This is a genomic window from Geopsychrobacter electrodiphilus DSM 16401 (genome assembly GCF_000384395.1).
GTDB classification, from domain to species: Bacteria; Desulfobacterota; Desulfuromonadia; order Desulfuromonadales; family Geopsychrobacteraceae; genus Geopsychrobacter; species Geopsychrobacter electrodiphilus.
This window is the reverse complement of sequence record NZ_ARWE01000001.1, coordinates 951324-976649: the sequence shown is the minus strand read 5'-3', so window position 1 is coordinate 976649 and position 25326 is coordinate 951324. Positions and strand designations below refer to the sequence as shown.

At 53.7% G+C, this 25326-nt stretch carries 19 protein-coding genes; 6 read left to right on the top strand and 13 right to left on the bottom strand.

The annotated features are described in order from the left end of the window. The first annotated feature begins 104 nt into the window (after positions 1–104). Both D888_RS0104570 and D888_RS0104565 read left to right on the top strand, forming a co-directional pair. Entirely contained in the window at positions 105–716 is a 612-nt protein-coding gene (locus tag D888_RS0104570; protein WP_020675358.1) for a cytochrome c3 family protein, read from the top strand. Between the two features lie 145 nt (positions 717–861). Continuing rightward, positions 862–1926, top strand: a complete 1065-nt coding sequence (locus D888_RS0104565) for an NHL repeat-containing protein (protein ID WP_020675357.1) — start codon at positions 862–864, stop codon at positions 1924–1926. A 268-nt stretch (positions 1927–2194) separates the two neighbouring features. Here D888_RS0104565 and D888_RS0104560 read toward each other — a convergent pair whose 3' ends face one another. From D888_RS0104560 to alr, 8 genes are all read right to left on the bottom strand, one after another. Then, positions 2195–4405 carry a hypothetical protein gene (locus D888_RS0104560; protein ID WP_020675356.1) on the bottom strand — a complete coding sequence of 737 codons (2211 nt, stop codon included), beginning with the start codon at positions 4403–4405 and terminating at the stop codon, positions 2195–2197. Positions 4406–4747: 342 nt separating this feature from the next. Beyond that, positions 4748–5719 (bottom strand): cytochrome c3 family protein, encoded by a 972-nt coding sequence (locus D888_RS0104555; protein WP_020675355.1) that lies wholly within the window; start codon positions 5717–5719, stop codon positions 4748–4750. A 156-nt stretch (positions 5720–5875) separates the two neighbouring features. Then, positions 5876–6967: a 6-bladed beta-propeller gene (locus D888_RS22905; protein ID WP_020675354.1), complete on the bottom strand. Its 1092-nt coding sequence runs from the start codon at positions 6965–6967 to the stop codon at positions 5876–5878. Positions 6968–6991: 24 nt separating this feature from the next. Then, positions 6992–8956, bottom strand: a complete 1965-nt coding sequence (locus D888_RS22900) for a cytochrome c3 family protein (protein ID WP_020675353.1) — start codon at positions 8954–8956, stop codon at positions 6992–6994. Between the two features lie 333 nt (positions 8957–9289). Beyond that, positions 9290–9811 carry a 5-(carboxyamino)imidazole ribonucleotide mutase gene (gene purE / locus D888_RS0104540; RefSeq protein WP_020675352.1) on the bottom strand — a complete coding sequence of 174 codons (522 nt, stop codon included), beginning with the start codon at positions 9809–9811 and terminating at the stop codon, positions 9290–9292. Between the two features lie 98 nt (positions 9812–9909). Then, positions 9910–11181 (bottom strand): phosphoribosylamine--glycine ligase, encoded by a 1272-nt coding sequence (gene purD / locus D888_RS0104535; protein WP_020675351.1) that lies wholly within the window; start codon positions 11179–11181, stop codon positions 9910–9912. 148 nt (positions 11182–11329) lie between these two features. Next, entirely contained in the window at positions 11330–12895 is a 1566-nt protein-coding gene (gene purH / locus D888_RS0104530; RefSeq protein ID WP_020675350.1) for a bifunctional phosphoribosylaminoimidazolecarboxamide formyltransferase/IMP cyclohydrolase, read from the bottom strand. A 186-nt stretch (positions 12896–13081) separates the two neighbouring features. After that, complete coding sequence (gene alr, locus D888_RS0104525; RefSeq protein ID WP_020675349.1) at positions 13082–14224, bottom strand: alanine racemase; 1143 nt, start codon at positions 14222–14224, stop codon at positions 13082–13084. A 187-nt stretch (positions 14225–14411) separates the two neighbouring features. Here alr and D888_RS0104520 point away from each other — a divergent pair, with 187 nt between their 5' ends. The 3 genes from D888_RS0104520 to thiC all read left to right on the top strand — a co-directional run bounded on the left by D888_RS0104520 (position 14412) and on the right by thiC (position 17568). Further along, positions 14412–14597, top strand: a complete 186-nt coding sequence (locus D888_RS0104520) for a CooT family nickel-binding protein (protein WP_020675348.1) — start codon at positions 14412–14414, stop codon at positions 14595–14597. A gap of 95 nt (positions 14598–14692) precedes the next feature. Further along, complete coding sequence (gene thiD / locus D888_RS0104515) at positions 14693–16120, top strand: bifunctional hydroxymethylpyrimidine kinase/phosphomethylpyrimidine kinase (RefSeq protein WP_020675347.1); 1428 nt, start codon at positions 14693–14695, stop codon at positions 16118–16120. A gap of 146 nt (positions 16121–16266) precedes the next feature. Next, positions 16267–17568 (top strand): phosphomethylpyrimidine synthase ThiC, encoded by a 1302-nt coding sequence (gene thiC, locus D888_RS0104510; protein ID WP_020675346.1) that lies wholly within the window; start codon positions 16267–16269, stop codon positions 17566–17568. Between the two features lie 88 nt (positions 17569–17656). Here the strand turns inward: thiC and speA are convergent, their stop codons facing one another. From speA to D888_RS0104490, 4 genes are all read right to left on the bottom strand, one after another. After that, on the bottom strand, positions 17657–19561 hold the full coding sequence (gene speA, locus D888_RS0104505; RefSeq protein ID WP_020675345.1) for a biosynthetic arginine decarboxylase: 1905 nt from the start codon (positions 19559–19561) through the stop codon (positions 17657–17659). Positions 19562–19614: 53 nt separating this feature from the next. Continuing rightward, positions 19615–20769, bottom strand: coding sequence for a carboxynorspermidine decarboxylase (gene nspC, locus D888_RS0104500; RefSeq protein ID WP_020675344.1), 1155 nt, complete (start codon positions 20767–20769; stop codon positions 19615–19617). A gap of 156 nt (positions 20770–20925) precedes the next feature. Then, a complete protein-coding gene (locus D888_RS0104495) occupies positions 20926–22122 on the bottom strand; it encodes a saccharopine dehydrogenase family protein (RefSeq protein ID WP_020675343.1) in 1197 nt (398 codons plus the stop codon). Between the two features lie 59 nt (positions 22123–22181). After that, positions 22182–22733: a cupin domain-containing protein gene (locus tag D888_RS0104490; RefSeq protein WP_026362209.1), complete on the bottom strand. Its 552-nt coding sequence runs from the start codon at positions 22731–22733 to the stop codon at positions 22182–22184. 207 nt (positions 22734–22940) lie between these two features. On the opposite strand from D888_RS0104490, the gene D888_RS20675 reads away from it, so the two are divergent. Continuing rightward, on the top strand, positions 22941–24149 hold the full coding sequence (locus D888_RS20675; protein ID WP_020675341.1) for a ChaN family lipoprotein: 1209 nt from the start codon (positions 22941–22943) through the stop codon (positions 24147–24149). Between the two features lie 75 nt (positions 24150–24224). Here D888_RS20675 and D888_RS0104480 read toward each other — a convergent pair whose 3' ends face one another. Continuing rightward, entirely contained in the window at positions 24225–25205 is a 981-nt protein-coding gene (locus tag D888_RS0104480; RefSeq protein WP_020675340.1) for a class II fructose-bisphosphate aldolase, read from the bottom strand. Between the last annotated feature and the right edge of the window lie 121 nt (positions 25206–25326).

Genomic DNA, 25326 nt, shown 5'->3' with positions numbered 1-25326 from the left:
CTTCGGGGTCTCGAATTAAATCCTGCCGTGATGACCTATGTATCCCGGCGAAGCTGTAGTCACTGTCCCGATAGAGAATCGGGAAAATTCCAGGAGGTAGTAAAATGAAAAAAGTTCTGTTAAGCGCAATTGTTGCGATCCTGATGGCCAGCCCGGCCTTCGCCGTCATCACCGGCTCAGCCCACGACTTCAGCGGTATGCTGCCAACCGTCACCACCGAGATCTGCGTTTATTGCCACACCCCGCACAACGCTGACACCACCGTTACCAACGCACCGCTGTGGGACCACACGACCACCACCGCTTCGTACACCCTCTACAGCAGCGCCACCCTGAATGCGACCATGGCGCAGCCATCGGGCATCAGCAAGCTCTGTCTCTCCTGCCACGACAACACTGTTGCCGTTGACAGCTTCGGCGTTAACGCCGGGGCCAGCACCATATCTGTTGCAGTACCTGGAACGACCGCCAACCTCGGCACCAACCTGGGTGACGACCACCCGGTCGGATTCCTCTATGACTCAGCCCTGGCTAGCGCTGATGGCGGTCTGAACGACCCAGGTACGACCACAGCAGTTTCAGACCTGCTTTTCGCTGGCCAGATGGAGTGCGCCTCCTGCCACGACGTTCACAACAATGGCCCGGCAACGGCCTCTGCCTTGTTGCGCGTCGACAACGCTGGTTCGGCCCTCTGTCTAACCTGCCACGCCAAGTAATTAGTCGCCAGACCAAGTGCACAAAAAGCCCGCCCGCAAGGGCGGGCTTTTTGCGTTTAAGGGCAACTATTTCGATTGACCAACCCCGCCCGAAATGGCACTCTGACTCACCGATCCAACACTTTAAAATACAAGGGTTTTTCCAATGACTAAGTTTGCAAAATTCCCTCTGCTGCTCATCACCGGCCTCCTATTTTTATTAACCGGCTGTGCAACTCCGCAGCTGCCGAAGGTCTTCTATCCGGCCAAACCGGCGCCCCCGCGTATTCAGTTTCTGACCTCTTTCAGCAGCGAATACGACCTGAAGCAAGGCGGGTTCTCACGCATGCTCTCCGAACAGGTGGGCGACAAAGGGCTGGCCCTGATGCGGGCACGCGACGCGGCATTTTATGGCGACTCTTTCTATATAGCCGATATCGGTTACGCTGGTCTGGTGCGTTTCAACATGCAGACCGAAAAAGCCAGTCTGCTCGAGTATGCCAACCCGTCCATTGTCAAACCCATGGGCATTGCGATTGACAAGAGCGGGATCAAATACGTCGCCGATATTGGGAAAAAACAGATCCTCGCGATCGGACCAGACAACAAGCCCCTTAAGGAATATAAACAACCTGAAGGTATGCTTCCGAACGATATCGCGGTTGACGACAACTACCTTTACGTGGTCGAAGTCAGCAAGAACCTGCTGCATATTATTGATAAAAAAAGCGGCGCAGTAGTCAAAACCTTCGACAAAGAATCGGGTCTTGCCTGGCCCGACTCTGTCGCAATAACACCTGACGGAAATATCGCCGTACTCAATATGCTGACCTTCAAGTTAATCAAGTTTTCACCGGAGGGACAAAAACTCTCTGAATTCGGCCAACTTGGTGATACCCGCGGCACCTTTTCACGGCCCAAAGGGATGGCTATCGATCATGATGGACGTATTTACGTCCTCGACGCCGCCTTTGAAAACCTGCAACTTTTTAATCCTCAGGGCAAACTTTACATGGCTCTTGCCAAGGGTGGCGTTGAACCACAAGATCTGATGCTGCCGTCCAGCGTGAGCATCAGCTATGAAGCGGCTCCATTTCTGCAGCGCTTTGCGGCACCTGGATTCAAAATTGAGTATGTAATTATCGTCAGCAATCAATACGGACCCAGCAAAATCAATCTCTATGGCTTTGGCCACATGGCTGGCGTTGACTATAGTAAATACCCTGAATGATCAGGACGCACAAAAAAGCCTCCTCCGTGAAGAAACGGGCGGTGAGATAAAATCCAGCAAAACCCTGAGCGGGTGACAACTTGAGTTGCACTGCCAAAAAAAAATGCCCGCAAGGTAAAGACCTTGCGGGCATTTTTCTTAGTGGTTGATTAGGCTCTACAGCACAGTCTGACACCGGTCCAGCTCAACCCTGACGACAATGCCGCGCAGAAGATAATCTGTGCAAACGACTCTCTGGCAAGCAGCCAGATCACAGGGAACCAGTGGGTCAGAATGTCTTCAGCACGTTGAGTTCCCACCGCTGTTCAGTACGCCGCAACACTGCATCTCCAGGGGTACGGTCGCCGTATGAATAATCCAGACTCACCTTGAACTGACGAAAGTCGACACCCGCAGTCAAATAGCAGGTGATCAAATCAGTCCCAAGGGTACCGTCAATGTCATAGCGTAGCCGTGCGCCCAGAAGGGTCGCTTTGGTCGGATAATAATTTGTATACAAGGTAAAGGCGGTAAAATCATTTCCGACAGCGCTCGCCGTGGCATAATTGTTTTCAATTTCAAATTCTTGACCAAAGACAGCCAACTTACGGATAACCCCAGCCTGATTCCAGATAGCATACTCCGCCAGCTGCCGCACCCCATAGCGCTCTTGGGTCACACTATTGCCATAATCGTAATAGTTGTAATCAAACTGGACGTTGGCATGGACAGTGCGTCCGGGAGCATAGCTGATCCGCGAGACGTGATCGAGCTGATTTTTAGTCGGTTGCTGAGTCACCCCCGACACAGCAGGCAGGCCATCGCCGGTCAGGTAAGAGGTCTTGGCCGTGACCGACCAGGACCTGCCGTCATACTCCAGGGCATGGTCAAAATGCAGCTGCACACCCTCTGATACGCCACCGATCAGGTAATCGACGCTGGCTCCAACCCGGTTGCGCAACCTGGATGGCGAATGGTGCTCAAGAAAAACCCCGGTAGTACTGCGCAGAGCGGAGTCCCGCTGAGTAGTCGAGACGATATTTGCGATGGAAAAAATCTTGTCACTGACGGTATTACTGTAAACACCATTCCCAAAGATAAATTTTTGTTCAACCCCGCCACGAAACTGAGCGTTGAGATCTTTTTCAATCCGCATATGGGCCGTCAATTCGGCATAGTCAACATCAGTCCCCGCATCGGCCGTCCCATTAAAATAGAGCAGATCAAGTTGCCCCAAAAAATCATAAGGGGAACGATATATCGGATTCGAATAAAAATCCGCTCCCACATGACCGGCTACGCCATGGCCTAGGGTCCCGGCTTTTCTCGCCGCCTCAATAATTGGCGAAAAAATAAAACGCGACTGTCGGAAGGTCTCGACCTTTCCGGAAGCGAAAAGATTTTCTGTATTCTGCCGACCCCCGGCATAATAATCTTGCTCGAGGCGATCACCGACCAATTGAAATCGCCAGTTGGTATCTCTGTTCAGTTCGCCATTAAAATAGAAAGGGACATATATTTGCCTATCGAGAGAATTCTCATCTCTCGTCCGGTTAAATGTCGTGAAGTTTGACCCCTCCCACTTTGTTCTGGACGCCTTCGTAAACAGGTTAAGATCGTATCGCTTCTGAAGGTTCTGGTTAACACCCGGGCTGGTGACGTGTTCTCCATAGCTGATATCGGATGAGACCTGTATCCAGTTAGTCAGGTTGACCCATTGGCGTTGATTACGATGATCGACATTACCGAGCAAGTAGGTCTTTTCACGATAATTCTGGCTGGAATCGAGGTTGTCGGTGTGACTATAAACCCGATAATGCAGCCAGTTATTCTTTTGGTTCAGGGAGATAAAGGCGAGATCTCGGTCGACATAGTCGCGCTTGAAGGGGCCCCTGACATCATGCACCTCAGCCTGTCGGTAATCGATCAAAAGGCGAGGCAGAGTCGTCAGAACATCACGATATTTACCACCATATTGACCATTCACAACGCCAGCAGTGAGGGTTGCACCGGAAATCTTGGTCGTACCGTTGTTCATGCTGGTAATTGTCCCGCCCTTGTATCCTTGATTGGGGACATTGAACAGTTGCCCGAGTTCTTCATAATTGAAACGGGTCGACTGCATATCGTAAGAATAAAGATGCAAATTAAACGGAAGACCACCGGGAGTGATACTGACATCACCTCGATAGAGAATTTTGTCGAGCGGATTGTCTATTGAGACTTTAACGTCGTTATCGCGCCGCGAATCGATCCAGGACCACTCATAGCCAAGAGAGACATTATACTTGCCCATCCGACCGTGCATGAGCTGACCTTCTTTATCCCAAAGCAAGGAATATTTCTGGGTAAAATGGCCGGCATCTAGAACCTGTGTCCCGTTTTCCGTCGCGGTATGCTGACCATAGCGCCACTCGAGAAGCCCGGACAAATGCCCGGGAGAGGCAACTGCAACGGCCACCGACCCAGAAAGGGTGATGATGATAACTGCAACAGCCATGAATATTCTTGAGGTCATCTGGAACTTTCAACTCGGGGCATTAACTTACTCAAAATAACAATTTTTAGAATATCTCCTTGACGTCTAGCAATATGTATACCTAGGCGAAAACCCTTACCAGGCCTGCATTTACGGCCCTCTTCGAGAGCACCCTGTCCGCGCTCACGCCATATCACTAAAAAACGGGTTGAATGACCAGCTCAGGCTGACAGAAAATGTAATAATTTAATGAAATTCATGGGATTATTTTTATAAATATCTACTGTGCGTTTACACAGTTAAGGCGATTGACAAAAACGGGGTCCCTGCGTAAAAGGACCCCGTTTTCAAAGACGGAGAAGGCTATTTCTGATGACACCTCTGGCAGAGCATCATGCGGGAAGTGACACCCCCTTGAAAATAATACCGTGCAGACCCGGAATGTGGATCGTGGCAACCGGAACAGGCCAAATCGCGCTGTGGTCGACTAGGATCGGGCACCCCCTCAAGTGGATGCTGTTTCCCGGTAAAACCAGTGATTACATGAGGCCCCTTATCGACCCCTTCGTGGCAGCCAAGGCATAATTTATTGACAGGTAACACCACTTGTGCGGGATAGTCAGATGCGTGCGAATCGTGACAAATACCACACATCGAAACGGCCACTGGCCCGTGCAAGAGTTTCGATGCCTTAAATTTTTCAATAATATCTTCATGGCATTCAGCACAGAGATCGCCATTTAGCGACCTTGGCTGATATTTGGCCGGTCTACTCTTGCTGTCATGACAGTAGGCACACTGCCAGGCCCCGGCCGGACCATGAACATACTTATGATTGAGCATGCGCTTATGACAACTGGCACAGGGATTTTTCTCTCCAACCATTTCAAGCTGATCAGGGGTCGGGTTCATATTGTGGCAACCCACGCAAAAAGCCTCTTGCTCAGGGGTGTGCATCACAAAACGCTTAAACCCCTGGGGTGGTGGCTCGAGCGGATTATTCTGAAAGAAGAAACTTGTTGTTTTGTCGGAGACTTTCTTGCCGGCCTTGTAGGCTTCAACCTTGACCGTATTTTTACCTGGCGCCCAGCTCGGTTGAACAATCAGAAAATCACCAAAAGCGGCTTTATATTCGGCACCTGAAATGTCGAAAAGATCACTCTTTTCCCCAGCAATATCAAGGGTTAAGCCATCAACATTCGGACCCGCCTGAATAATAAGAAAATCAGAGTGGATCACATAAGTACCATCCCCCGGGTAGACGATATCCAGGGCATAAGACGAAGAGACCAGCATCAATAAAAGGAGGGGAACGATGAACAATCTTTTAACCATATGAAATAGCTCCTGAGATATTGGTCTTAGCCTTAACAACGTCAAAATGAATCAGAGATCTCTGCCCCAGGCGGCAATGCGGTCAGAGAGCCTTGCCAAAAAGAAACATTCTCTTTTCAAACGTTTGTCGCCCGGACTGAGTTAAGGCTGACCGCCCTAACGCAATTTTTCGGGGACATACTGCTCCCCTTTAAGAATCGGATGCTGCCTGAGGTAAGCATCACTGACGAATTGATAGCGATGCACCATGCGGTTGAGGCTATCAACAATGTATATCTTGCCATCGGGATCGGCGGCGATCCCCTTGGGCAAGTCAAGTCCTCCCGGGTGTATTTCACCATTGACCACAACAGCCTGGCTTCCGACACTCATCAAATAATCGCCCTTCAGGTCAAAAATAACAAAACGATGCGCCTGCCCGTCACTGACATAAACATGCCCAAACCCGTCGACTGCGATCCCCTTGGGTAATTTAAAGGAACCGGCGGCGGTACCCCGCTCGCCAAACATCCGGACAAAACGTCCATCAGGATGCAGCACCTGTACGCGTGCATTCAATGAGTCGAGTACCACCAGATCACCATCCGGCGCAATGGCGATATCAAGCGGAAAATTAAATTCAACCTGGCCACTCCCACGCTTGCCAATCCGCCGCAGGAGGGTACCGTCTTCGGCAAAGACGGCAATTTGGTGATTTAAGGTGTCTGCTACGTAGAGTAGCTTTTGACGGGGGTCATATGCCAGACCATTGGGTCGATTGAGACCGGCGCCCTCACCAATTTTCTGAACAACAACCTCATTGGGGGTAAAGCGGTAGATCGCTCCGAGTTTGGTGTCACTGACGTAGCCGCCGCCATTAGGCCGATAAGTCACCGCCATCGGCATGGGAAATACAAAATCTTCTCCTGCAGGGTTTTTCAGTTTGCGAAACTCCCCTTTCGGCAGGTCGAGCACGAATACCCTTCCGACGCCGGGGTCGGTTACGGCAAAGACCTCATCGCCGCGACTGCCGATACCATGAGGTGAGGTGAAGAGCGGCTTTCCCAACTCCGTCCCGAGCACTGCTTGAGAGAGCGCGCTCTCCGGATGTTTGACATCACGGTCCGATTCGTAGAAGTCGACATATTCTATTTTAGGTTCAAGTCCACCGATCGGCCAGAAATAGCGTGGTTTCGGTCCGCCCTGGATCGCACAACCTGAAAGCACCAGAACGCTCAGGAAGATATAAAATCTCTTCAGATATGGCATGAATCTCTCCCCTGCCTATAACTTTCAATCATTCTGCACAGCTCGAGAACGATTGTAGGTTTTGGGCTTATGGCAACCGACCGTACAGGTGCCGCCGAATTTTTGCGGGGTGTATTTAATCGGAATTTCCCATTTGCCAAAGCCAGTAATTTTACTGAGAATCAGCTTGTCCTGGTCCGCGCCATGCACCCCATGACAGGCCTTGCAGGCCCTGCCCTTGGTTGACTTGTTGACATGGACAAAATGCAGGTTTTTGTCGCCATTACGAAAATTGGTCAGTTCACTGGTGCGGGGATAAATAAATGCACGGCTATCATGACATTGAAAGCAGAGCGCGTAGTTCTCTTCTGAAAAAGGGACATACAGCTCTTCAGGATAATATTGGCGCAGCAGCACCCGATTCTTGGAGCCATGCGGATCATGACAAGCCCAGCAGGTACCTTCCGCAACAGGTTTATGCTGGGACGAGGCCGCAGCAATTTTCTCTCCCATGTCATCATGACAACTCACACAAAATACCTTCGGATCACCCTGGAGCATCCGTAAATTGCCGTTGCCGTGCGGGTCATGACAGGTTTCACAGCCTTCTTCAAGCGCGGCATGCTTGACCGGGGAATTTTTGGCTTTTTCTCCAATATCCTCGTGACACTGCAGACAGAGCGCATCCCCCTTTTCGGGCAGCATGAACTTTTGTGGCCCGCTATGCGGATTATGACAAGAAATGCAGCCAACTTTCACTGCCGGATGGACATTCTCCATCTTCGCCAGGGCCTCCTTATCGTCATGACACATAAAACAGAGCTGGTTGCCCTCAGCGGCTAACTGAAATTTGGCATCCGAAGCATGGACATCATGACAACTTTCACATTCCCCGGCCGCAACAGGACCATGCACCACCTTCTTGTCGGCTTTGTTGTCGTGGCACTGGTAACAGAGCTTTTGCCCAACAGCCGGAAGCATCCCCTTGGCTTTGCCTTCGTGGGGGTTGTGGCAATCAGTACAATCACCAGCTGCGACCGGTGAATGAACGTGCGATTTTCCTTCCGTTTTACTTTCATGACACTGATAACAGAGCGCCGGAATCGCTTCGACCAGCAAAGATTTCTGCTTGCTGGCATGAGGATTATGACAGGCAAGACAGTCCCCCTCGACCACCGGAGGGTGGCCGAACATTCCTTTATTCCCGGCCTTCTGATCATGGCACCGATAACAAAGCTTACTGCCGGTCTCCACCAGCATCTTGCGATTATTGCTACCATGCGGATCATGACAGGAGGTACAGCCATCCTCCAGGGCCGGGTGTATCGAGGTCATCCCTACCGTAAAGTCATCATGGCAGGTAAAGCAGAGCGCCTTCCCGGCAGCCGGCAGCATGTTGGGTGCGTCTCCCGCGTGCGGGTTATGGCAACTGGTACACTTACCCTCAGCCACCGGGGCGTGGAGGACCTTCTTCCCTGCCCGAGGATCATCATGACAAGTCACGCAGAGCTTTGCGCCCTCGGCCGGCAGCATCTTGGCCGCGGGCCCTGCATGCGGAGAATGGCATGAGATGCAGCCATCCTGGAGGGCTGGATGGACCGAAGACTTCCCTTCTGTTTTACTGTCATGGCACATGTAACAGAGGTCGGCTCCTTCTTTGTAAAGAAAGAGCTTATAGTTGGACTGATGCGGAGAGTGGCAACCGACACAACCATCTTCGAGAGCCGGGTGGACCGAGGCAAAGCCTTCCGTCTTGCTATCGTGACAAAGGTAGCAGAGCGCCGCACCCTTTTCAGGAAATTTGAACGAACCCTTGCTGCCGGGGTGTTTTTTACCGGTCTCTTCATGACATACCGTGCATTCCTGCGCGGCAACCGGACCGTGCACAAACTTGGCCTTGCCAAGAATCGCATGGCAATTCGCTGTCACACAGCTTTCGGTCGCGAGCACATTAGCCGCAGTGCCGACTAACAGAGCCAGGACCAACAGACCCCTGATAAAAACAATCATAACCAACACCTATCTTTGAGCTGGAACATTAAAAAACTCCGGTAGGGTACAGGATTCAATTTACTGACTCCAGTGAAAAGTGGGGTATTAAGCATGCAAAGCTGGCGCCAAATATAGAAGAAGGGCCGATCTGAGGTCAGATCGGCCCTTCTGATACAACTTAAGAGAAGAACTACGATTTATTTCTTACAGAACTCTTACCCTGGGTTGGGTCATTTTGAGGTTAATGACAGTCTTTACACTTGGTGTGCATAACTTCCCTGGCGACAGGGGCACCGACAGGATCGTGTTTAAACAGTTTTGTCTTCCACGTAATCATGCATTGCAGATGCGTCAATCCAACCCATCATCCTTCAATCTTTGTTGCAGCGCATCGGCCTTTTTGATCACTCCGGCAACCATCTCCTGTTTGTACGCTTCAAGCTTCAAGGCCAGAGTTTCATCGCTTGTGGCGATTATCTGGGCGGCAAAAATCCCGGCATTGCGAGCCCCGGCCTTACCGATCGCCATGGTCGCAACTGGAATCCCGGCGGGCATCTGCACCATTGCCAGTAAGGCATCAAGCCCCCGCATCGCGGTCGCATCAATCGGCACCGCAACCACCGGCAGAGTTGTTTCGGCAGCTATAGCACCGGCCAGATGGGCTGCAGCGCCAGCTCCGGCGATCAGCACTTTAATCCCGTTTGTCTTCGCCTGACGGACAAAGGTCGTGGTCCTCTCCGGAGTGCGGTGAGCACTCGATACGATCATCTCAAACGGGATATCAAACTGCTTGAGCGCACGGCCGGTCTCGACCATAATGTCGTAGTCGTTATCGCTGCCCATCAAGATCCCGACCAACGGCTTCTTCTTCATAGCTGTCTCCATTCTGTTAAAAACGGTGAGGAGTGAGGCGTCAGGAGTGAAGAGTACGCCCCCTACCTCATGCCTTACTCCTCATGCCTCACAGACTATCAGCGATTAAGGGCTTTCTGCCCGATATCCTTGCGGAAGTGAACATTCTTCCAACTAATTTTCGCTACCCCTTGATAAGCCCTGTTGATGGCACTGGCCACAGTGTCCCCCAAACCGGTCACCCCCAGCACACGCCCACCGTTATTGACTACCGCACCATCTTTCAATGTCGTGCCGGCATGAAAAACCATCAGCCCGTTAATTTGTGCCGCATCCTCAAGTCCGGAGATCGGTAACCCCTTCTCAAAACCAGCGGGGTACCCGCCGGACGCCATCACCACACAGACCGCCGCCTTGTCGTGCCACTCGATAGAGCTTGCGGCCAAATTCCCACGTGCGCAGGCCTGCAGCACCGGTACAATATCCGACTTCATTCGCATCAGCAATGGCTGAGCCTCGGGGTCACCAAAGCGCGCATTGTACTCAACGACCCGCGGCTTGCCATCCTTAATCATCAGCCCGACATAGAGGATACCGACATAGGGGTGACCATCATCAGCCATACCATCGATGGTCGGCTTTACGATGGTTGCGACAATTTCGTCATGGAGTTGCGGCGTGACGACCGGCGCCGGAGAATAGGCTCCCATACCGCCAGTATTGGGACCTTCATCCTCATCAAATACCCGCTTGTGATCCTGAGATGAGGCAAGAGGCAGAATATTTTTGCCATCGGTAAAGGCGAAGAACGACGCCTCCTCCCCTTCCATAAATTCTTCAATCACCACACTCGACCCGGCAGTACCGAAAACCTTATCAAGCATGATGTCATCGATTCCGGCGATCGCCTCAGACTTGGTCATCGCCACGATGACTCCTTTGCCGGCAGCCAGACCATCGGCCTTGACCACAATCGGCGCACCCTGTTGCTTGATATATGCAACCGCCTGATCACGATCGGTAAAGCTCTGATAAGCCGCGGTCGGAATATGGTGCCGCGCCATCAGATCTTTGGAGAAGCCTTTGCTCCCCTCGATCTGGGCCGCTGCCTGATTCGGTCCGAAGATATCAAGCCCGGCCGCCTGAAAACGGTCGACAATCCCCATGGTCAGAGGAACTTCGGGACCAACCACGGTCAGATCGATCTTTTCAGCCAGCGCAAAATCGAGCAGGGCATCAATCTCGTCGGCGCCGATGTGCACACACTCGGCAAGCTCCGCGATGCCCGGGTTTCCCGGCGCACAGTAGAGCGTATCCACAAGCGGTGACTGGCCAATCTTCCAGCAGAGCGCATGCTCACGGCCGCCACCGCCAACTACGAGAATTTTCATCAGGACTCTCCTTCAAGCACCCCTCATCCGGGAGTGCGATTTTTGTGCAAGGTCAAGGCGCCCAAGAAAAGGCACGGAGGCGTAGCGCAAGCTACGTCGCACAAGTCTTTTCGCCGGGTAACGCCGAGATTGCGCAAAAGGCGCGCTCTTAATGCCGAAAGTGGCGCATGTTAGTGAAAATCATGGCAATCCCATGCTCATCCGCTGCGGCAATAACCTCTTCATCGCGGATCGATCCACCCGGCTGAATGACTGCTGTGACCCCGGCAGCGGCAGCGTTGTCGATTCCGTCGCGGAAGGGGAAGAAAGCATCCGAAGCCATCGCCGAGCCCTGAACTTCGAGACCGGCGTGCTCAGCCTTGATGACCGCGATGCGCGCTGAATTGACCCGACTCATCTGCCCGGCACCAACGCCGATGGTCATACCATCACGGCCATAGACGATGGCGTTGCTCTTGACAAATTTGGCCACCCGCCAGGCGAACATCAGATCTTCACGTTCCTTGGCGCTCGGCACACGCTTGCTGACCACTTCAAGATCGCCATTCAAGAGCAGATCTGCATCCTGCACCAGCAGCCCGCCATTAACACGCTTGAAATCAAATCGTGCGGCCGGAATTTCGGACCAGTAGCCGCACACCAAGAGACGCACATTCTTCTTGGCCGCGATAATCTCTGAAACGCCCTCGGCCACAGCCGGGGCGATGATCACCTCAACAAACTGCTTGTCGACAATCGCCTGGGCGGTCGCACAATCCAGTTCTCGGTTGACTGCGATAATCCCGCCAAAAGAAGATTCAGGATCGGTCGAAAACGCACGCAGATAGGCGTCGAGCAGGGTCTCACCAACGGCAACACCGCAGGGGTTGGCATGCTTGACGATGACACAGGCCGGACCCTCGCTGAACTGCTTGACACACTCCAGCGCGGCGTCGGTGTCGCCGATATTGTTATAAGAGAGCTCTTTGCCCTGCAACTGACGCGCGGTGGCGATGGATGCCTCGGCAACCTGTTTTTCGACATAGAAAGCGGCCTGCTGATGCGGGTTTTCACCGTAGCGCATCGACTGGGCTTTTTTGTATTGCAGACTCAACACAGGTGGAAATTCGGCATCGTCTGAACTCATCTTCTTGCCGAGCCAGTTGGAGATGGCGCCATCGTAGGAGGCAGTATGCTGATAGACCTTTACCGCGAGACCAAAGTTGGTTTCTGCCGACACCGCACCTTCGCTGGCTTTCATTTCCGCCAGCACCGGAGCGTAATCGCTCGGATCGACCAGCACGGTCACCGAACGATTATTCTTGGCGGCGCTGCGCAACATGGTCGGGCCACCAATATCGATATTTTCAATCGCGTCCTCAAGCGCGCAGTCGGGCTTGGCAACCGTCGCCTCAAACGGATAGAGATTCACCACCACCATATCGATATTTTCAATGCCATGCGCGGCCATAGTGGCGACATGCGCCGGGTTGTCGCGCAGGCCGAGCAGCCCGCCATGAACCTTGGGGTGCAGGGTCTTGACCCGGCCGTCGAGCATTTCTGGAAATCCGGTAAATTCCGAGACATCCATCACCGGCAGACCCGCTTCGCGGATCATTTTGGCAGTCCCGCCCGTCGAGAGGATTTCGACTCCGAAACCACAGAGTTCACGAACCAGATCGATAATTCCGGCCTTGTCAGAGACCGACACCAGGGCACGCTTGATTGTCGCCATAGAAACAGTTGTCCTTTCCGTAACGGGTCAGCTGCTGAAACAAACTGGCCCCGAAAAATCGAAACAAGAATGGACAGCCAAACAGCTGTCCATCAACAATTAATATATATAGGGGGACCCGACGCGTTAAAAATGTCGGAAGAAGGGCTTTTTTCTAGCATAAAGATCGACCACGGGCAAGGCTTTTCAACCCACAAACGGTCCCGAATGCGGATACCTTGGCACGCGCTGACTGATGCGGCAGAAAACCTCATAATTGATTGTATCGAGTTTTTCGGCCCAGTCCTCGGCACTGATTGTCTCTTCTCCATCGCTCCCGAGCAACACCACCCGATCACCCACCGCGACATCGGCGACCTCGGTGACATCAACCAGAATCCAGTCCATACAGACCCGGCCGACCACCGAAACCCGCTGACCGTGCACCAGAACCTCTCCACAGTTTGAAAACAGACGATTATAGCCATCGGCATAACCGACCGGCAGAGCTGCCAGACGCGTCGGCCCCCTGGTTTGATGGGTGTGGCCATAAGATATCCCCTGACCAGCTGCCAGGGTGCGCAACTGAGCGATCTGCGTAGAAAAGGTCATGACTGGGCGCAGATCGAGACGCTCGGTGAATGCAGCTGAAGGGTAGCCGCCATAAAGCATGATCCCCGGCCGCACCAGCGTAGCCTCAGGTAGAGGCCAGGCGCAGAGCCCGGCACTGCTGCCCAGATGAATCTCGGCGATGGTGATATTGGCAAGTTTAAATTGATCAAGAATCTCACGAAAAACCCGTACCTGATCGGATGTCACCGGGGACGCCAGATCGTCCGCAGAGGCCAGATGGGACATCAGCCCTCTCACCTCAAGCCCGCAGGACTGAGACAACAGGGTAATCAACTGCGGAATTTCTTCTGGGAGCAGGCCGACTCGACCCATGCCGGTGTCACATTTAATATGCACCAGGAAAGGTTTTTCCTGTGCGCTGCCGAACGCCTCCAGACGTTTCACGTCGGCCAGACTGAGAAGCGCGGCGGTCAGGGCGTATTCAACAAATGCCGCTTCTTGCCCCGGGTAACAGCCGCCAAAGACCAGAATCGGTCGTTTGATCCCGGCTCCACGCAGCTCCTGCCCTTCCTCCAGTGTAGCGACCGCAAACTGCTCGACCCCCTCAGCTTCCAGGGCTCTGCTGATCGTGACCGCTCCGTGGCCATAGGCGTCGGCCTTAACAACTGCCATCACACCCTGCCCGGCATGACAGCAGGAACGGACCTGCTGCAGGTTATGAGCAAGAGCCGAGAGGTCAATATCTGCCCGAGTCGGTCGTAAACTATGCGCTATCAATACCTGTCCTTTGACCGCGAACGGAGCTAAAAGGGATGAAGTCGATGCATTTTAATGATTGTCGACCAAGCTGTAAAGGGCCCGGGAGAACAATCCATCCTGCCTCTCTCAGAGGTTTCCAATTGACAGTATTTATCACACTCTGCTAATCTTCAAGCTTAAGTTTTTTACCCTTGGAGGTCCATCCATGTGTCTTGATTACGGTCCCTACAAACTGATCTCTGGCGACGACGAAACCAGCCTCGAAGAGATTTCAACTATCCTGGTGCTGGCCGATGGCCTGAAACTGATCGACAACTTCGGCAAGACCCGGCTGATTACAGGTACTATCAGCGAAATCGACCTGCTCAACCAGCGCATTGTGCTCGCCTGATCCAAATCGACAGCTGCTCGCGATTTTCTAAAACGTTTTAAACAGCCAATGCGGAGCTCTTTAGCCGCCTCAACCCATTCGACAGGAGCGTGCTGATGCCTTCCGGACTCTACCTGATCACCGATGATAATAGCGATGGAAGCCTTTTCAAACGGGTCGAGAGTGCACTGAAGGGCGGTGTCCGCACCGTCCAGTATCGCGCTAAGGAGGCCACGGCCGACGAACGCTTCGGCATGGCGCAAAAACTTCGGAAGGCCTGCCATGCCGCGGGCGCAAAGCTGATCATCAACGATTTTCCTGAACTGGCCAAAGAGATCGATGCCGATGGCGTTCACCTGGGACAGGATGACATGTCCGTTTCCCAGGCGCGACAAATGCTGGGCCGCGATAAAATTATCGGGGTCTCCACCCACAGCGTCGATCAAGCCTTAAAGGCCGAATCCCACGGCGCCGACTATATCGCCCTCGGCAGCATCTTTCCGACGTCAAGTAAAGACGCTCCTGAACTGGTCGGAATCGACGCCCTGCGTAAAGTGCGGCGCGCCATCCGGGTGCCCCTGGTCGCCATCGGCGGCATCGATATCACTGGTGCGGATCTGGCCATTGACGCGGGTGCCGACGCCGTGGCCGTTATCTCTTCGGTCATGCAGGACAGATCGCCAGGAATCGCCGCGCGTGAAATTTCACTCCTGTTTAATCGTAAACTCGGCCGTCCGCGCGGACGCGTACTGACGATTGCCGGTTCCGATTGCGGGGGCGGGGCTGGCATCCAGGCGGATCTAAAAACCATCAGTCTGCTCGGCAGTTATGGCAGTTGCGTCATCACCGCCTTGACCGCGCAGAACACCCTGGGGGTCAAGGGGGTCTTCCCCATCGACTCAAATTTTGTAACCGAACAGCTTAACGCGGTGCTTGATGATATCGGCACGGATACGATCAAGACCGGCATGCTGAGCTGGGGCGGAACCGTCACCCGGGTGGCACAGGCAATCCGCAGGCACTGTTTGCTGGCAGTGGTCGATCCCGTCATGATCGCTAAGGGCGGAGCCCCCCTGCTGGACAAGGAAGCCCTGGACAGCCTGCTCTCACAAATGCTCCCGCAAGCCTATCTGCTCACTCCCAACCTGCCTGAGGCCGAGAAGATCACCGGTACCAAGGTGCGGAATCTGGCCGAAATGGAAGAAGCAGGGCGCTTACTGCAGGATCTTGGAGCACGTAATGTGCTGATGAAGGGTGGCCATCTTATCAATGATGATGCGGTTGATCTGCTCCTGATTGGTGACGCAAAACATGAACTGCGTTCTCCGCGAATCGAAACCAAAAATACCCACGGTACTGGCTGTACCTATTCATCCGCAATTGCAACATTTCTTGCCCAGGGACTCCCCTTGCTCAAGGCCGTTGAAGAGGCTAAAAAGTTTATCGACCTGTCAATTATCACGGCGGTTGAATCTGGCAAGGGGCATGGTTCGGTCAATCACGTCGAGGCCGCCTTTCGCTATTTTCATGAGCATCGGAGTTGACCTGAAAGTCTCTCCCCCTTTATGCTGAACCGACATCGCAGGCACAGGCCAAACGGCTTCGCCTGATCCGGTGTCGAAAACCACAATCCATTTCATAGCAGCAGCACCCCAATGACTGTGGCGCTGCTGTTTTTTTCGAGGAGATCATGACTCAACTGGAAATGGCCCGTAACGGGCAGATTAGCGACTTGATGCGCCAGGCGGCGCAAATTGAAAATATTGACCCGGAAATTCTGCGTCAAAGACTCGCCGCAGGCACCGTAGTTATCTGTCTGAACAAACGACATAAGGGGGGGAAACCCCTCGCCGTTGGTGAAGGGCTGCGCACAAAAACCAACGCCAATATCGGCACCAGCCAGGACGACACCAGCATCGACAAGGAACTTGAAAAGGCCAAGGTCGCCCAGGCGGCCGGTGCCGATGCCCTGATGGACCTGTCGACCGGTGGCCCGATCGACGAAATCCGTGCCGCGGTCATCGCCGAGACCGATCTGTGTATCGGCAGCGTGCCGCTGTATCAGGCCGCCTGTGACGCCATCCTCCATCAGGGGAAACCGATCGTTGATATGACGGTTGAGGATATCTTCGCCGGGGTCAAAAAGCATCTGGATGACGGCGTCGACTTCATTACCGTTCACTGCGGCGTCACCCGTGAGACCGTAGCGCGCATGGAGAATGAGGGACGGATCATGGAAGTGGTCTCGCGCGGCGGTTCCTTTACCGTCGGCTGGATGCTCCACAACAATGCTGAAAACCCGCTGTATGAATACTTTGATCGTTTACTCGAGCTGGTGCGCCCCTACGATGCGGTGCTTTCCCTTGGTGACGGTTTCCGACCCGGCTGTCTGGCCGATGCGACCGACCGCGCCCAGATTCAGGAACTGCTTATCCTCGGCGAGTTGACCCAGCGCGCGCAAAATGCCGGCATTCAGGTCATGATCGAAGGACCAGGGCATGTGCCTTTAAATCAGGTAGAGGCGAATATTAAATTGCAAAAGCGCCTCTGTCATGGCGCTCCGTTCTATGTCCTTGGCCCACTGGTGACTGACATTGCACCCGGCTACGACCATATCACCTCGGCCATCGGGGGCGCGATCGCCGGTGCCGCCGGTGCCGATTTTCTCTGCTATGTCACACCGAGTGAACACCTGCGTCTGCCGACGGTTGAAGATGTCCACGAAGGGGTGATGGCCGCCCGCATCGCCGCCCATGCCGCAGACATCGTTAAGGGACTCCCCGGCGCCATTGAAAAAGACCATGCCATGGCCAAGGCCCGTAAAGAGCTGGATTGGAAAACCCAATTCGAGCTGGCCATCGACCCGGAAAAAGCTCGCCGCCTACGGGCCGAGTCGGGAGTTGACGAAGAACATGGCGCCTGCACCATGTGCGGTTCACTCTGCGCCTACAAGGTTATGAACGAACGTAAAACGGTTCAAAAAGGCGCCTGATTTAATCAGCCACACAATTTCCACAAAAAAAACCGGGGTCACTTTTAAAGTGGCCCCGGTTTTTTTGTTTTTCTTGAACTTAATCAGACTACTCGGAGAGATAGGTGTAGGAGGTCAGCATCTTGTCGAGCAGTTCGACGAAATGACTGGTTTCCTCAAAGGATACCTGACGTAAGGCCACATTCTTCTCCAGGCTGTCGCGCACCTGCTTGAGCATTTCCGGTCCCTTGTACTGGACGTACTTCAGGCTCTCCGCGGTCGAGTCGCCATTGATCACCGTATCAATCTGGTAACCGGTCTTGCGGTTGAAGGTGATATGCACGGCATTGGTATCGCCGAACAGGTTGTGCATGTCCCCCAGAATCTCCTGATAAGCCCCGATCATAAAGAAACCAACGTAATATTCTTCCTCCCCGACCTTGTGCAGCGGCAGATACTTGGTACGCCCATTCTCGCCGACAAAACTGCTGATTTCACCGTCGGAGTCACAAGTGATATCGGCTATGGTCGCCATGACCTCAGGTTTCTGCCCGAGCCACTGCAGCGGCATGATTGGAAAAAGCTGGTCGATCGCCCAGGAGTCGGGAACCGACTGAAACAGCGAGAAGTTGGCGAAGTAGGGTTGACGCAGAGCCAGCTGAAAGGACTGCAACTCCTCCGGTACTGGACGCATGCGCTCGACGATGTTGTTGATCTTGAGGAAGATCTTGCTACACAGCCACTCGGCCAGGGCGCGATCATTCAGGGTCAGATAGCCAAGGGTAAAGAGGCTGACCGCCTCCTGAATCAGCTGCAGGGTATCGTGGTAATCCTCACGCAATGAATGACGATCGATGCTGCGATAGATATCACGCAGCTTGCGCACCGTCGGCGACAGATCCTCGGCATCCTCCAGGTACTCTTCATAATCAGGCAGCGCGTTCTGGGTATTGGTGTTGAGGATATTGGTTACCAGCACCGAATAGTGCGCAACCAGAGCCCGCCCAGACTCTGAAATGATATTCGGGCAAGGGACCTGCGCTTCGACGCAAACGTTCTTGATCTGGTAAATCACGTCGCTGGCATACTCTTCCACAGAGTAGTTGACGCTCGAAAAATAGCTCGACTTAGAGCCGTCATAGTCGACTCCCAGACCGCCGCCGACATCGAGATACTCCAGGCCGACCCCCATCTTGACCAGCTCTGCGTAAATCCGTGCCCCTTCATTGAGGGCATTCTTGATTTTATCGATCTTGGTGATCTGGCTGCCGATATGAAAATGAAGCAGCTTGACATTGCCGAGCAGGTTGTTCTCCTCAAGCAATTCAACCGCCGCTAAAAGCTCTGAGATTTTCAGCCCGAATTTGGCATCGCTGCCGCCCGAGGTGGCCCACTTACCGGTGCCGCGCGCTGACAGCTTGACCCGGATGCCGAGCTTCGGTGTAATACCGAGCTTCTTCGACAGAGCGATGATCTTTTCCAGCTCAAAGAGCTTCTCGACGACGATGGTGATATCGTAGCCGATACGATTAGCGTAGAGCACGGTTTCAATAAAGTCGTTATCTTTGTAGCCATTGCAGATAATCGGCAGTTTCTTCCCGGTGGCAAAGGAGATCGCCGCGACCAGCTCTGGCTTGGAACCGACCTCGATGCCCATGTTGTACTTGCTGCCGAACTCGGTGATCGCCTCGACCACCTGACGCTGCTGGTTGACCTTGATCGGATAGAAGGTCTGGTAGCCGGCCGGATAATCATACTCGACGATGGCATTTTTAAAGGCGCGGTTGATCGCGGAGACCCGCCCCTGCAGGACATCCATAAAACGCAGCAGGATCGGCGGTTTGATTTTACGCTTGATCAGGTCGTCAACCAGGCCACGCAGATCGATGGCATACTTCGAATTCGGTGAGGGGTGCACACAAACATGCCCCTTCTTGTTAATCGAGAAGAAACCATCACCCCAGTTGTCTAAGTTATAAACCCGGGCAGAGTCCTTGATTGACCACTTTTCCATAGTGTCCCTGTCTTGATATCTGTGTTAATGCCCTTTTTTTTGCAGGGCAAGCCTTAAGACAATTTGCTGCGAAAATCTTCATAGGTAAAGCTGCGTACCACCCTCAACTCCCCCGTCTGCGGCTCATAGGTACAGAGATGCGGATGCTGAATGCCGTTAAAGGTGCTGGTTTTCACCATGGTGTAATGTGCCATATCGAGAAACGCCAGCCGCTCTCCGACCTGTAGCGGCTGAGGAAACGACCAGTCGCCGATGATGTCGCCGGCGAGACAGGATGGCCCGCCCAGACGACAGGTGTAGGCCTGGGCGCCGGGCTCTGCACCACCCAGGATTTCGGGGCGGTAGGGCATTTCGAGCACATCCGGCATATGGCAGGTCGCCGAAACATCAAGAATCGCGGTCGGGATTGTGTTGTCAACCAGATCGAGCACCTCGCCAACCAGCAGTCCGGTGCCGATCACTACAGCCTCGCCAGGCTCGAGATAGACTTCGACGCCATATTTTTCACGAAAGTACTTGATCAGCGCAATCAGGCCATCGATATCGTACCCCGCGCGGGTGATATGATGTCCGCCGCCAAAATTGATCCACTTCAACCCCGGCAGATACTCGCCGAACTTCTCTTCGAAGACGGCAGCAGTCCTTGCCAGTGGTTCAAACAGCTGCTCGCACAGGGTGTGAAAGTGCAGCCCCTCGACCCCGGCCAGTGAACGCCCGTCAAATTCGCGCCGAGGAATCCCCAGACGCGAGTTAAGGGCACAGGGATCGTAGATCTCGGTCGTCCCTTCGGAATGCTCCGGGTTAACCCGCAATCCGATGGAGACCCGACCTGTCGCCTGCTCCCAGAGCGGACGGAAGCGCTCAAACTGGTTGAACGAATTAAACACCAGATGATCGGAGATCTTCAGCAGTTCAACAACGTCACTCTGTTTGAAAGCCGCCGAGAACGAATGAACCTCGCCGCCAAACTCTTCACGCCCCAGCCGCGCCTCCCAGGGAGATGAAGCACAGACCCCCTGCAGACTCTTGCGCATCAGCGGAAAAGTCGACCACATCGAAAACGCCTTAAGAGCCATGAGGATCTTCGCCCCGCTGCGCTGCTGAACATCCTCAAGAATCGCCAGATTATGCCGCAAACGTCCCAGATCGACCACATAGGCCGGTGAGGGAGCAAGCTCAAGAATTTTTTCTACATCAATACCGATCAAGTAATATCAATCCTTCAAATTATTGCTGCATTATCCGGGATTCGGATTTTTCGTCAAATCAAGGCGCCAAGGAAGAGCGCGGAGGCCTAGCAGAGGCTAGGTCGCACAAGCGACTGACGCCGGCAACGCCGAGTTGGCGAAAAATCCGGATTCCTACTACAGCTGAGGCCATTCTCCTTCGACTATTACATACGGCAATCCCATCGGCCCGACTTCAGCCATGAAGGGTTCGGGATCAAACTGCTCCATGTTCCACACCCCCGGTGCATGCCAGGATTTATTCAGCATCATGATCGCGCCAGTGACCGCCGGCACGCCGGTGGTGTAGCTGATCGCCTGGGAGTTGGTCTCGGCGTAGCAGGCTTCGTGGTCACAGATATTGTAGATGTAGACCTGCTTGCGCACGCCATCCTTCTTGCCGCGCGCAATGACACCGATGCAGGTCTTCCCTTTGGTCAGAGGTCCGAGGGTCGCGGGATCGGGGAGCAGCGCCTTCAAAAAATGGATCGGCACGATCTTCTGCCCCTGAAATTCGACCTCATCAATGCGGGTCATGCCCACGTTCTGCAGCACCTCAAGGTGCTTGAGATAGTTGTCAGAGAAGGTCATCCAGAACTGCGCCTTCTTGATCGTCGGGAAGTGCTTGACCAGCGACTCCATCTCCTCGTGATAGAGACGATAGATATTCATCGGTCCGATCCCCTCGGGGAAGTCGAATCTGCGCTTGGTCGACAACGCCGGGGTTTCAACGAAAGAACCGTCTTCCCAGTGGCGGCAGGCGGCGGTGATCTCGCGGATATTGATCTCCGGGTTGAAATTGGTCGCAAAGGGGAGCCCGTGGTTGCCGGCATTGGCATCGATGATATCAAGCTCTTCAATTTCATCGAGATAATTTTTGGCCGCCAGCGCGGTGTAGACGTTGGTCATCCCCGGATCGAAACCGCTCCCTAACAGGGCCATGATCCCCTTCTGTTTAAAGCGCTCCTCATAGGCCCACTGCCAGCTGTACTCAAAGTGTGCGGTGTCGAGGGGCTCATAGTTGGCGGTATCGAGATAATCAACGCCGGTCTCAAGACAGGCGTCCATGATCGTAAGATCCTGATAGGGGAGAGCGACGTTGATCACCAGCTGCGGCTGCTCCTGCTTGATCAGTGCCACTAGTTGGGGAACGTCGTCCGCGTCGACCCGGGCCGTCGCCACCTTGATATTTGTGATTTCGGCGGCGATCGACTCGCAGCGGGACAGGGTCCGCGAAGCCAGGGTTATCGCAGAGAAGATATCGGGGCGCTGGGCGCACTTGTGCACCACCACCCGACTCACACCACCAGCCCCAATAATCAGTACCTTACTCATCAGCATCTCCTTTTTTTGTCATGCCACCCGTGGGCAGCAGGAGTAAAATATCTATTTCGTTAGCCTGTGTAATCAAAGGTCGGCGGCGTCACCACCCACAGGATTTTCGCCGGCCCCTTACCCACATTGCGAACTCGGTGCTTTCGATCCGAAGCGAAGAGGAAACATTCATCCTTCTTCACGACATATTGCCGGTCATCAAGCTCAATCTCGACCCGGCCGAGGAGCAGATAGCCAAACTCTTCCCCTTCGTGCACATCCTGCAGCGCCATCTCTGCTCCGGGCGCAAGCGTCACCAGCGCAGGATCCATGTCACGATTCTGCGCACCCGGAACCAGCAATTCAACCTTGATCGCCCCGCCAGCGACACTCGACTGTACCCGTGCACTGCTACCAAACACAACCTCGGTCTCTACCGGTTCACTAAAGAACTCCTGCATGCTGACACCGAACACGTCAAGGATATCCTTAAGGGTCGCAATCGACGGACAGGTGGTGTCGTTCTCCAGCTGGGAGATATAGCCTTTGGTCAGATCCGTACGGCTGGCGAGCTCTTCCTGGGTCAGCGCATCCAGCATTCTGAGCCGTTTCAGCCGAGCTCCGATGTTCACCATACCCTCCTCTAGTTTAGTTATACTAATCAAAAAGTCAGGAACGAATAATACGATCGGCGCTTTGATGTCAATAAAAAAACATTGGGGTTCAAAAGTCTTACCGATCGCTTGGCCCTTGAAGGAGATTGTCACCTCATGCTTTAATCAGCGACAAAGAAGATATTCCCCTCAATATAACAGCCTTCAATGCCAGGAAAGAAACAGATGAAACAGACGCTGGTCTCCAGACTAACCACCGCGGCTATTGGCCTTATCCTGCTGTCACTGACCGCCTGCACCACGAACCCTCGACTGCTCGGCAACCCGGAAATGCCCTACCCGTTCAATAACCCCAGAGTAGGTGATCTGTTTCACGTCGCGACAGGGCATAGGGTTTCCGAGCAGGAGATGCTGGCCGCGATCGGCGACACCCGCGTCGTTTATGTGGGAGAAACCCATGACAATCCGGCCTCACACCAACTGCAGGTTGATGTTCTTGCCGGTCTTTTTCAGAAAAATCCGGGGGGGGTAACCCTCGCGATGGAGATGTTTACTCCCGAACAACAGCCGCTCCTTGACCGCTGGACGGCTGGCGAACTGACGGAGGCTGAGTTTTTACGCCAGGTCAAGTGGTTCGAAAACTGGCAGATGAACTTCGCACTCTATCGTCCACTGCTTGACTTCTGCCGCGACAAACACATCCCGGTGATCGCGCTGAACGCACCCAAATCATTGGTGCACAAGGTCGGAAGAACCCCCTTGACGGAATTACCGAAAGAGCTGCGCGCCCAACTCCCGGAACTCGATTTTACTGATATCTATCAGCGTTCGATGACTGAGAGTATCTATAGCGGCCACAGCATGGGAAAAGCGATGCGCGATGGTTTCATCCGCGTTCAGACTCTGTGGGACGAGACCATGGCCCAGAATCTGGTAACCTACCTGCGGAGCCCCCTCGGTGAAGATCGTCAGGTCGTGGTCGTAGCCGGCGGCAATCACGTGCGCTACGGCTTCGGCATCCCGCGGCGCGTGCATCGCCGCCTGCCGGTCTCTTATCTGCTGATCGGATCGCAGGAGATCGAGATCCCCAAGGAGCGCGAAGCTGAACTGATGGATGTCAAGATGCCAGGGTTCCCGATGCGGGCCTGGGATTATCTGAAGCTGACACGCTATGAAAAAGTTAAAACCGGGGTCAAACTCGGGGTTGGAATTGAGGAAGATCCTCGGGGAATTCTGGTCACCATGGTGCTGCCAGACTCAAGCGCCGCGAAGGCCGGGCTCCTGAAAGGGGATATTCTACTGCAAGCGCAGACGACTGAGCTGAAAGAACGCTTTGACCTGCTCTATCTGCTGATGAATATGCAGAAGGGGGAAAGTCTGCAACTGAAGATTCAACGGGGCGAGGAACATTTGCTTCTCACGGCAGAGTTTTAGCCAGCGGCACAAAATCAAAAAAACAGAGGCGGGTCATTTCTGACCCGCCTCAACTCACTCTTCACACCTCACCGATTAAGCCTTGCCGGCACTGCCGACCACGGCCTCATTCTTGTGTTTTATCAGTTCAACCAGTTCACTGCGTGCGACCCCCAGATATTTACGCGGATCAAATTCGCCGGGGTTATTGGCGAGGAATTCGCGAATCTTCGCCGTCACCGCCAGCCGGCCATCAGAATCGATATTGATTTTACACACCGCGCTCTTGGCGGCGCGGCGCAGTTGATCCTCCGACACGCCGATCGCCCCTTCCATCTTGCCACCATACTGATTAATCAGGGCGACATAGGCCGGCACCACGCTGCTGGCGCCATGCAACACGATCGGAAAACCGGGGATCCGTTTTTCGATCTCTTCCAGGATATCGAACCGCAACGGAGGGACAGACTCACCTGCTTTGAGTTTAAACTTGAAAGCACCATGGCTGGTGCCGATAGAGATCGCCAGAGAATCCACCCCCGTCTTCTCTACAAAATCTTCCACCTCATCCGGCTGGGTATATGTCGACTTCTCGGCCACAACCTCGTCTTCAATCCCCGCGAGAACACCCAATTCACCTTCGACACTCACGTCAAACTGATGGGCATATTCAACCACCTGCCGAGTAAGAGCAACATTCTCGGCGTAAGGAAGATGGGAGCCATCAATCATCACGGAGGAGAACCCGGAATCAACACAGGACTTGCACAGTTCGAAAGAGTCGCCATGGTCAAGATGCAACACGATCGGCAACTCGGCTCCCATTTCGCGCGCCATCTCGACCGAACCCAACGCCATGTAGCGCAGCATGGTTTCGTTGGCGTAACTCCGTGCGCCCTTGCTGACCTGCAGAATCACTGGCGACCGGGTCGCGACACAAGCCAGAATAATCGCCTGCAACTGCTCAAGATTATTAAAGTTATATGCAGGGATTGCATAACCGCCGGAGACCGCCTTACGGAACAGCTCACGCGAATTGACTAACCCCAAATCCTTATAACTGACAGTTTTACTCATAGAAAATACTCCTTTTAGGACGATATCGTATTGATTACAGTCATCAGATATTCATATCAGCAGAAACCAGGGTTGTCCAGTTTTCAGGGGGAAATATCAGACCGTCAACCGGGCTTTCAAG

Coding starts and splice junctions, on each gene's coding strand:
- purE (WP_020675352.1), bottom strand. CDS start 9,811: ATGAAGAAGAAGCCGTTGGTCGGGATCTTGATGGGCAGCGATAACGAC.
- D888_RS0104555 (WP_020675355.1), bottom strand. CDS start 5,719: ATGGTTAAAAGATTGTTCATCGTTCCCCTCCTTTTATTGATGCTGGTC.
- D888_RS0104495 (WP_020675343.1), bottom strand. CDS start 22,122: ATGAGTAAGGTACTGATTATTGGGGCTGGTGGTGTGAGTCGGGTGGTG.
- thiD (WP_020675347.1), top strand. CDS start 14,693: ATGCCTTCCGGACTCTACCTGATCACCGATGATAATAGCGATGGAAGC.
- D888_RS22905 (WP_020675354.1), bottom strand. CDS start 6,967: ATGCCATATCTGAAGAGATTTTATATCTTCCTGAGCGTTCTGGTGCTT.
- thiC (WP_020675346.1), top strand. CDS start 16,267: ATGACTCAACTGGAAATGGCCCGTAACGGGCAGATTAGCGACTTGATG.
- D888_RS22900 (WP_020675353.1), bottom strand. CDS start 8,956: ATGATTGTTTTTATCAGGGGTCTGTTGGTCCTGGCTCTGTTAGTCGGC.
- D888_RS0104480 (WP_020675340.1), bottom strand. CDS start 25,205: ATGAGTAAAACTGTCAGTTATAAGGATTTGGGGTTAGTCAATTCGCGT.
- purH (WP_020675350.1), bottom strand. CDS start 12,895: ATGGCGACAATCAAGCGTGCCCTGGTGTCGGTCTCTGACAAGGCCGGA.
- purD (WP_020675351.1), bottom strand. CDS start 11,181: ATGAAAATTCTCGTAGTTGGCGGTGGCGGCCGTGAGCATGCGCTCTGC.
- D888_RS0104565 (WP_020675357.1), top strand. CDS start 862: ATGACTAAGTTTGCAAAATTCCCTCTGCTGCTCATCACCGGCCTCCTA.
- D888_RS0104570 (WP_020675358.1), top strand. CDS start 105: ATGAAAAAAGTTCTGTTAAGCGCAATTGTTGCGATCCTGATGGCCAGC.
- speA (WP_020675345.1), bottom strand. CDS start 19,561: ATGGAAAAGTGGTCAATCAAGGACTCTGCCCGGGTTTATAACTTAGAC.
- D888_RS20675 (WP_020675341.1), top strand. CDS start 22,941: ATGAAACAGACGCTGGTCTCCAGACTAACCACCGCGGCTATTGGCCTT.
- D888_RS0104520 (WP_020675348.1), top strand. CDS start 14,412: ATGTGTCTTGATTACGGTCCCTACAAACTGATCTCTGGCGACGACGAA.
- D888_RS0104560 (WP_020675356.1), bottom strand. CDS start 4,405: ATGGCTGTTGCAGTTATCATCATCACCCTTTCTGGGTCGGTGGCCGTT.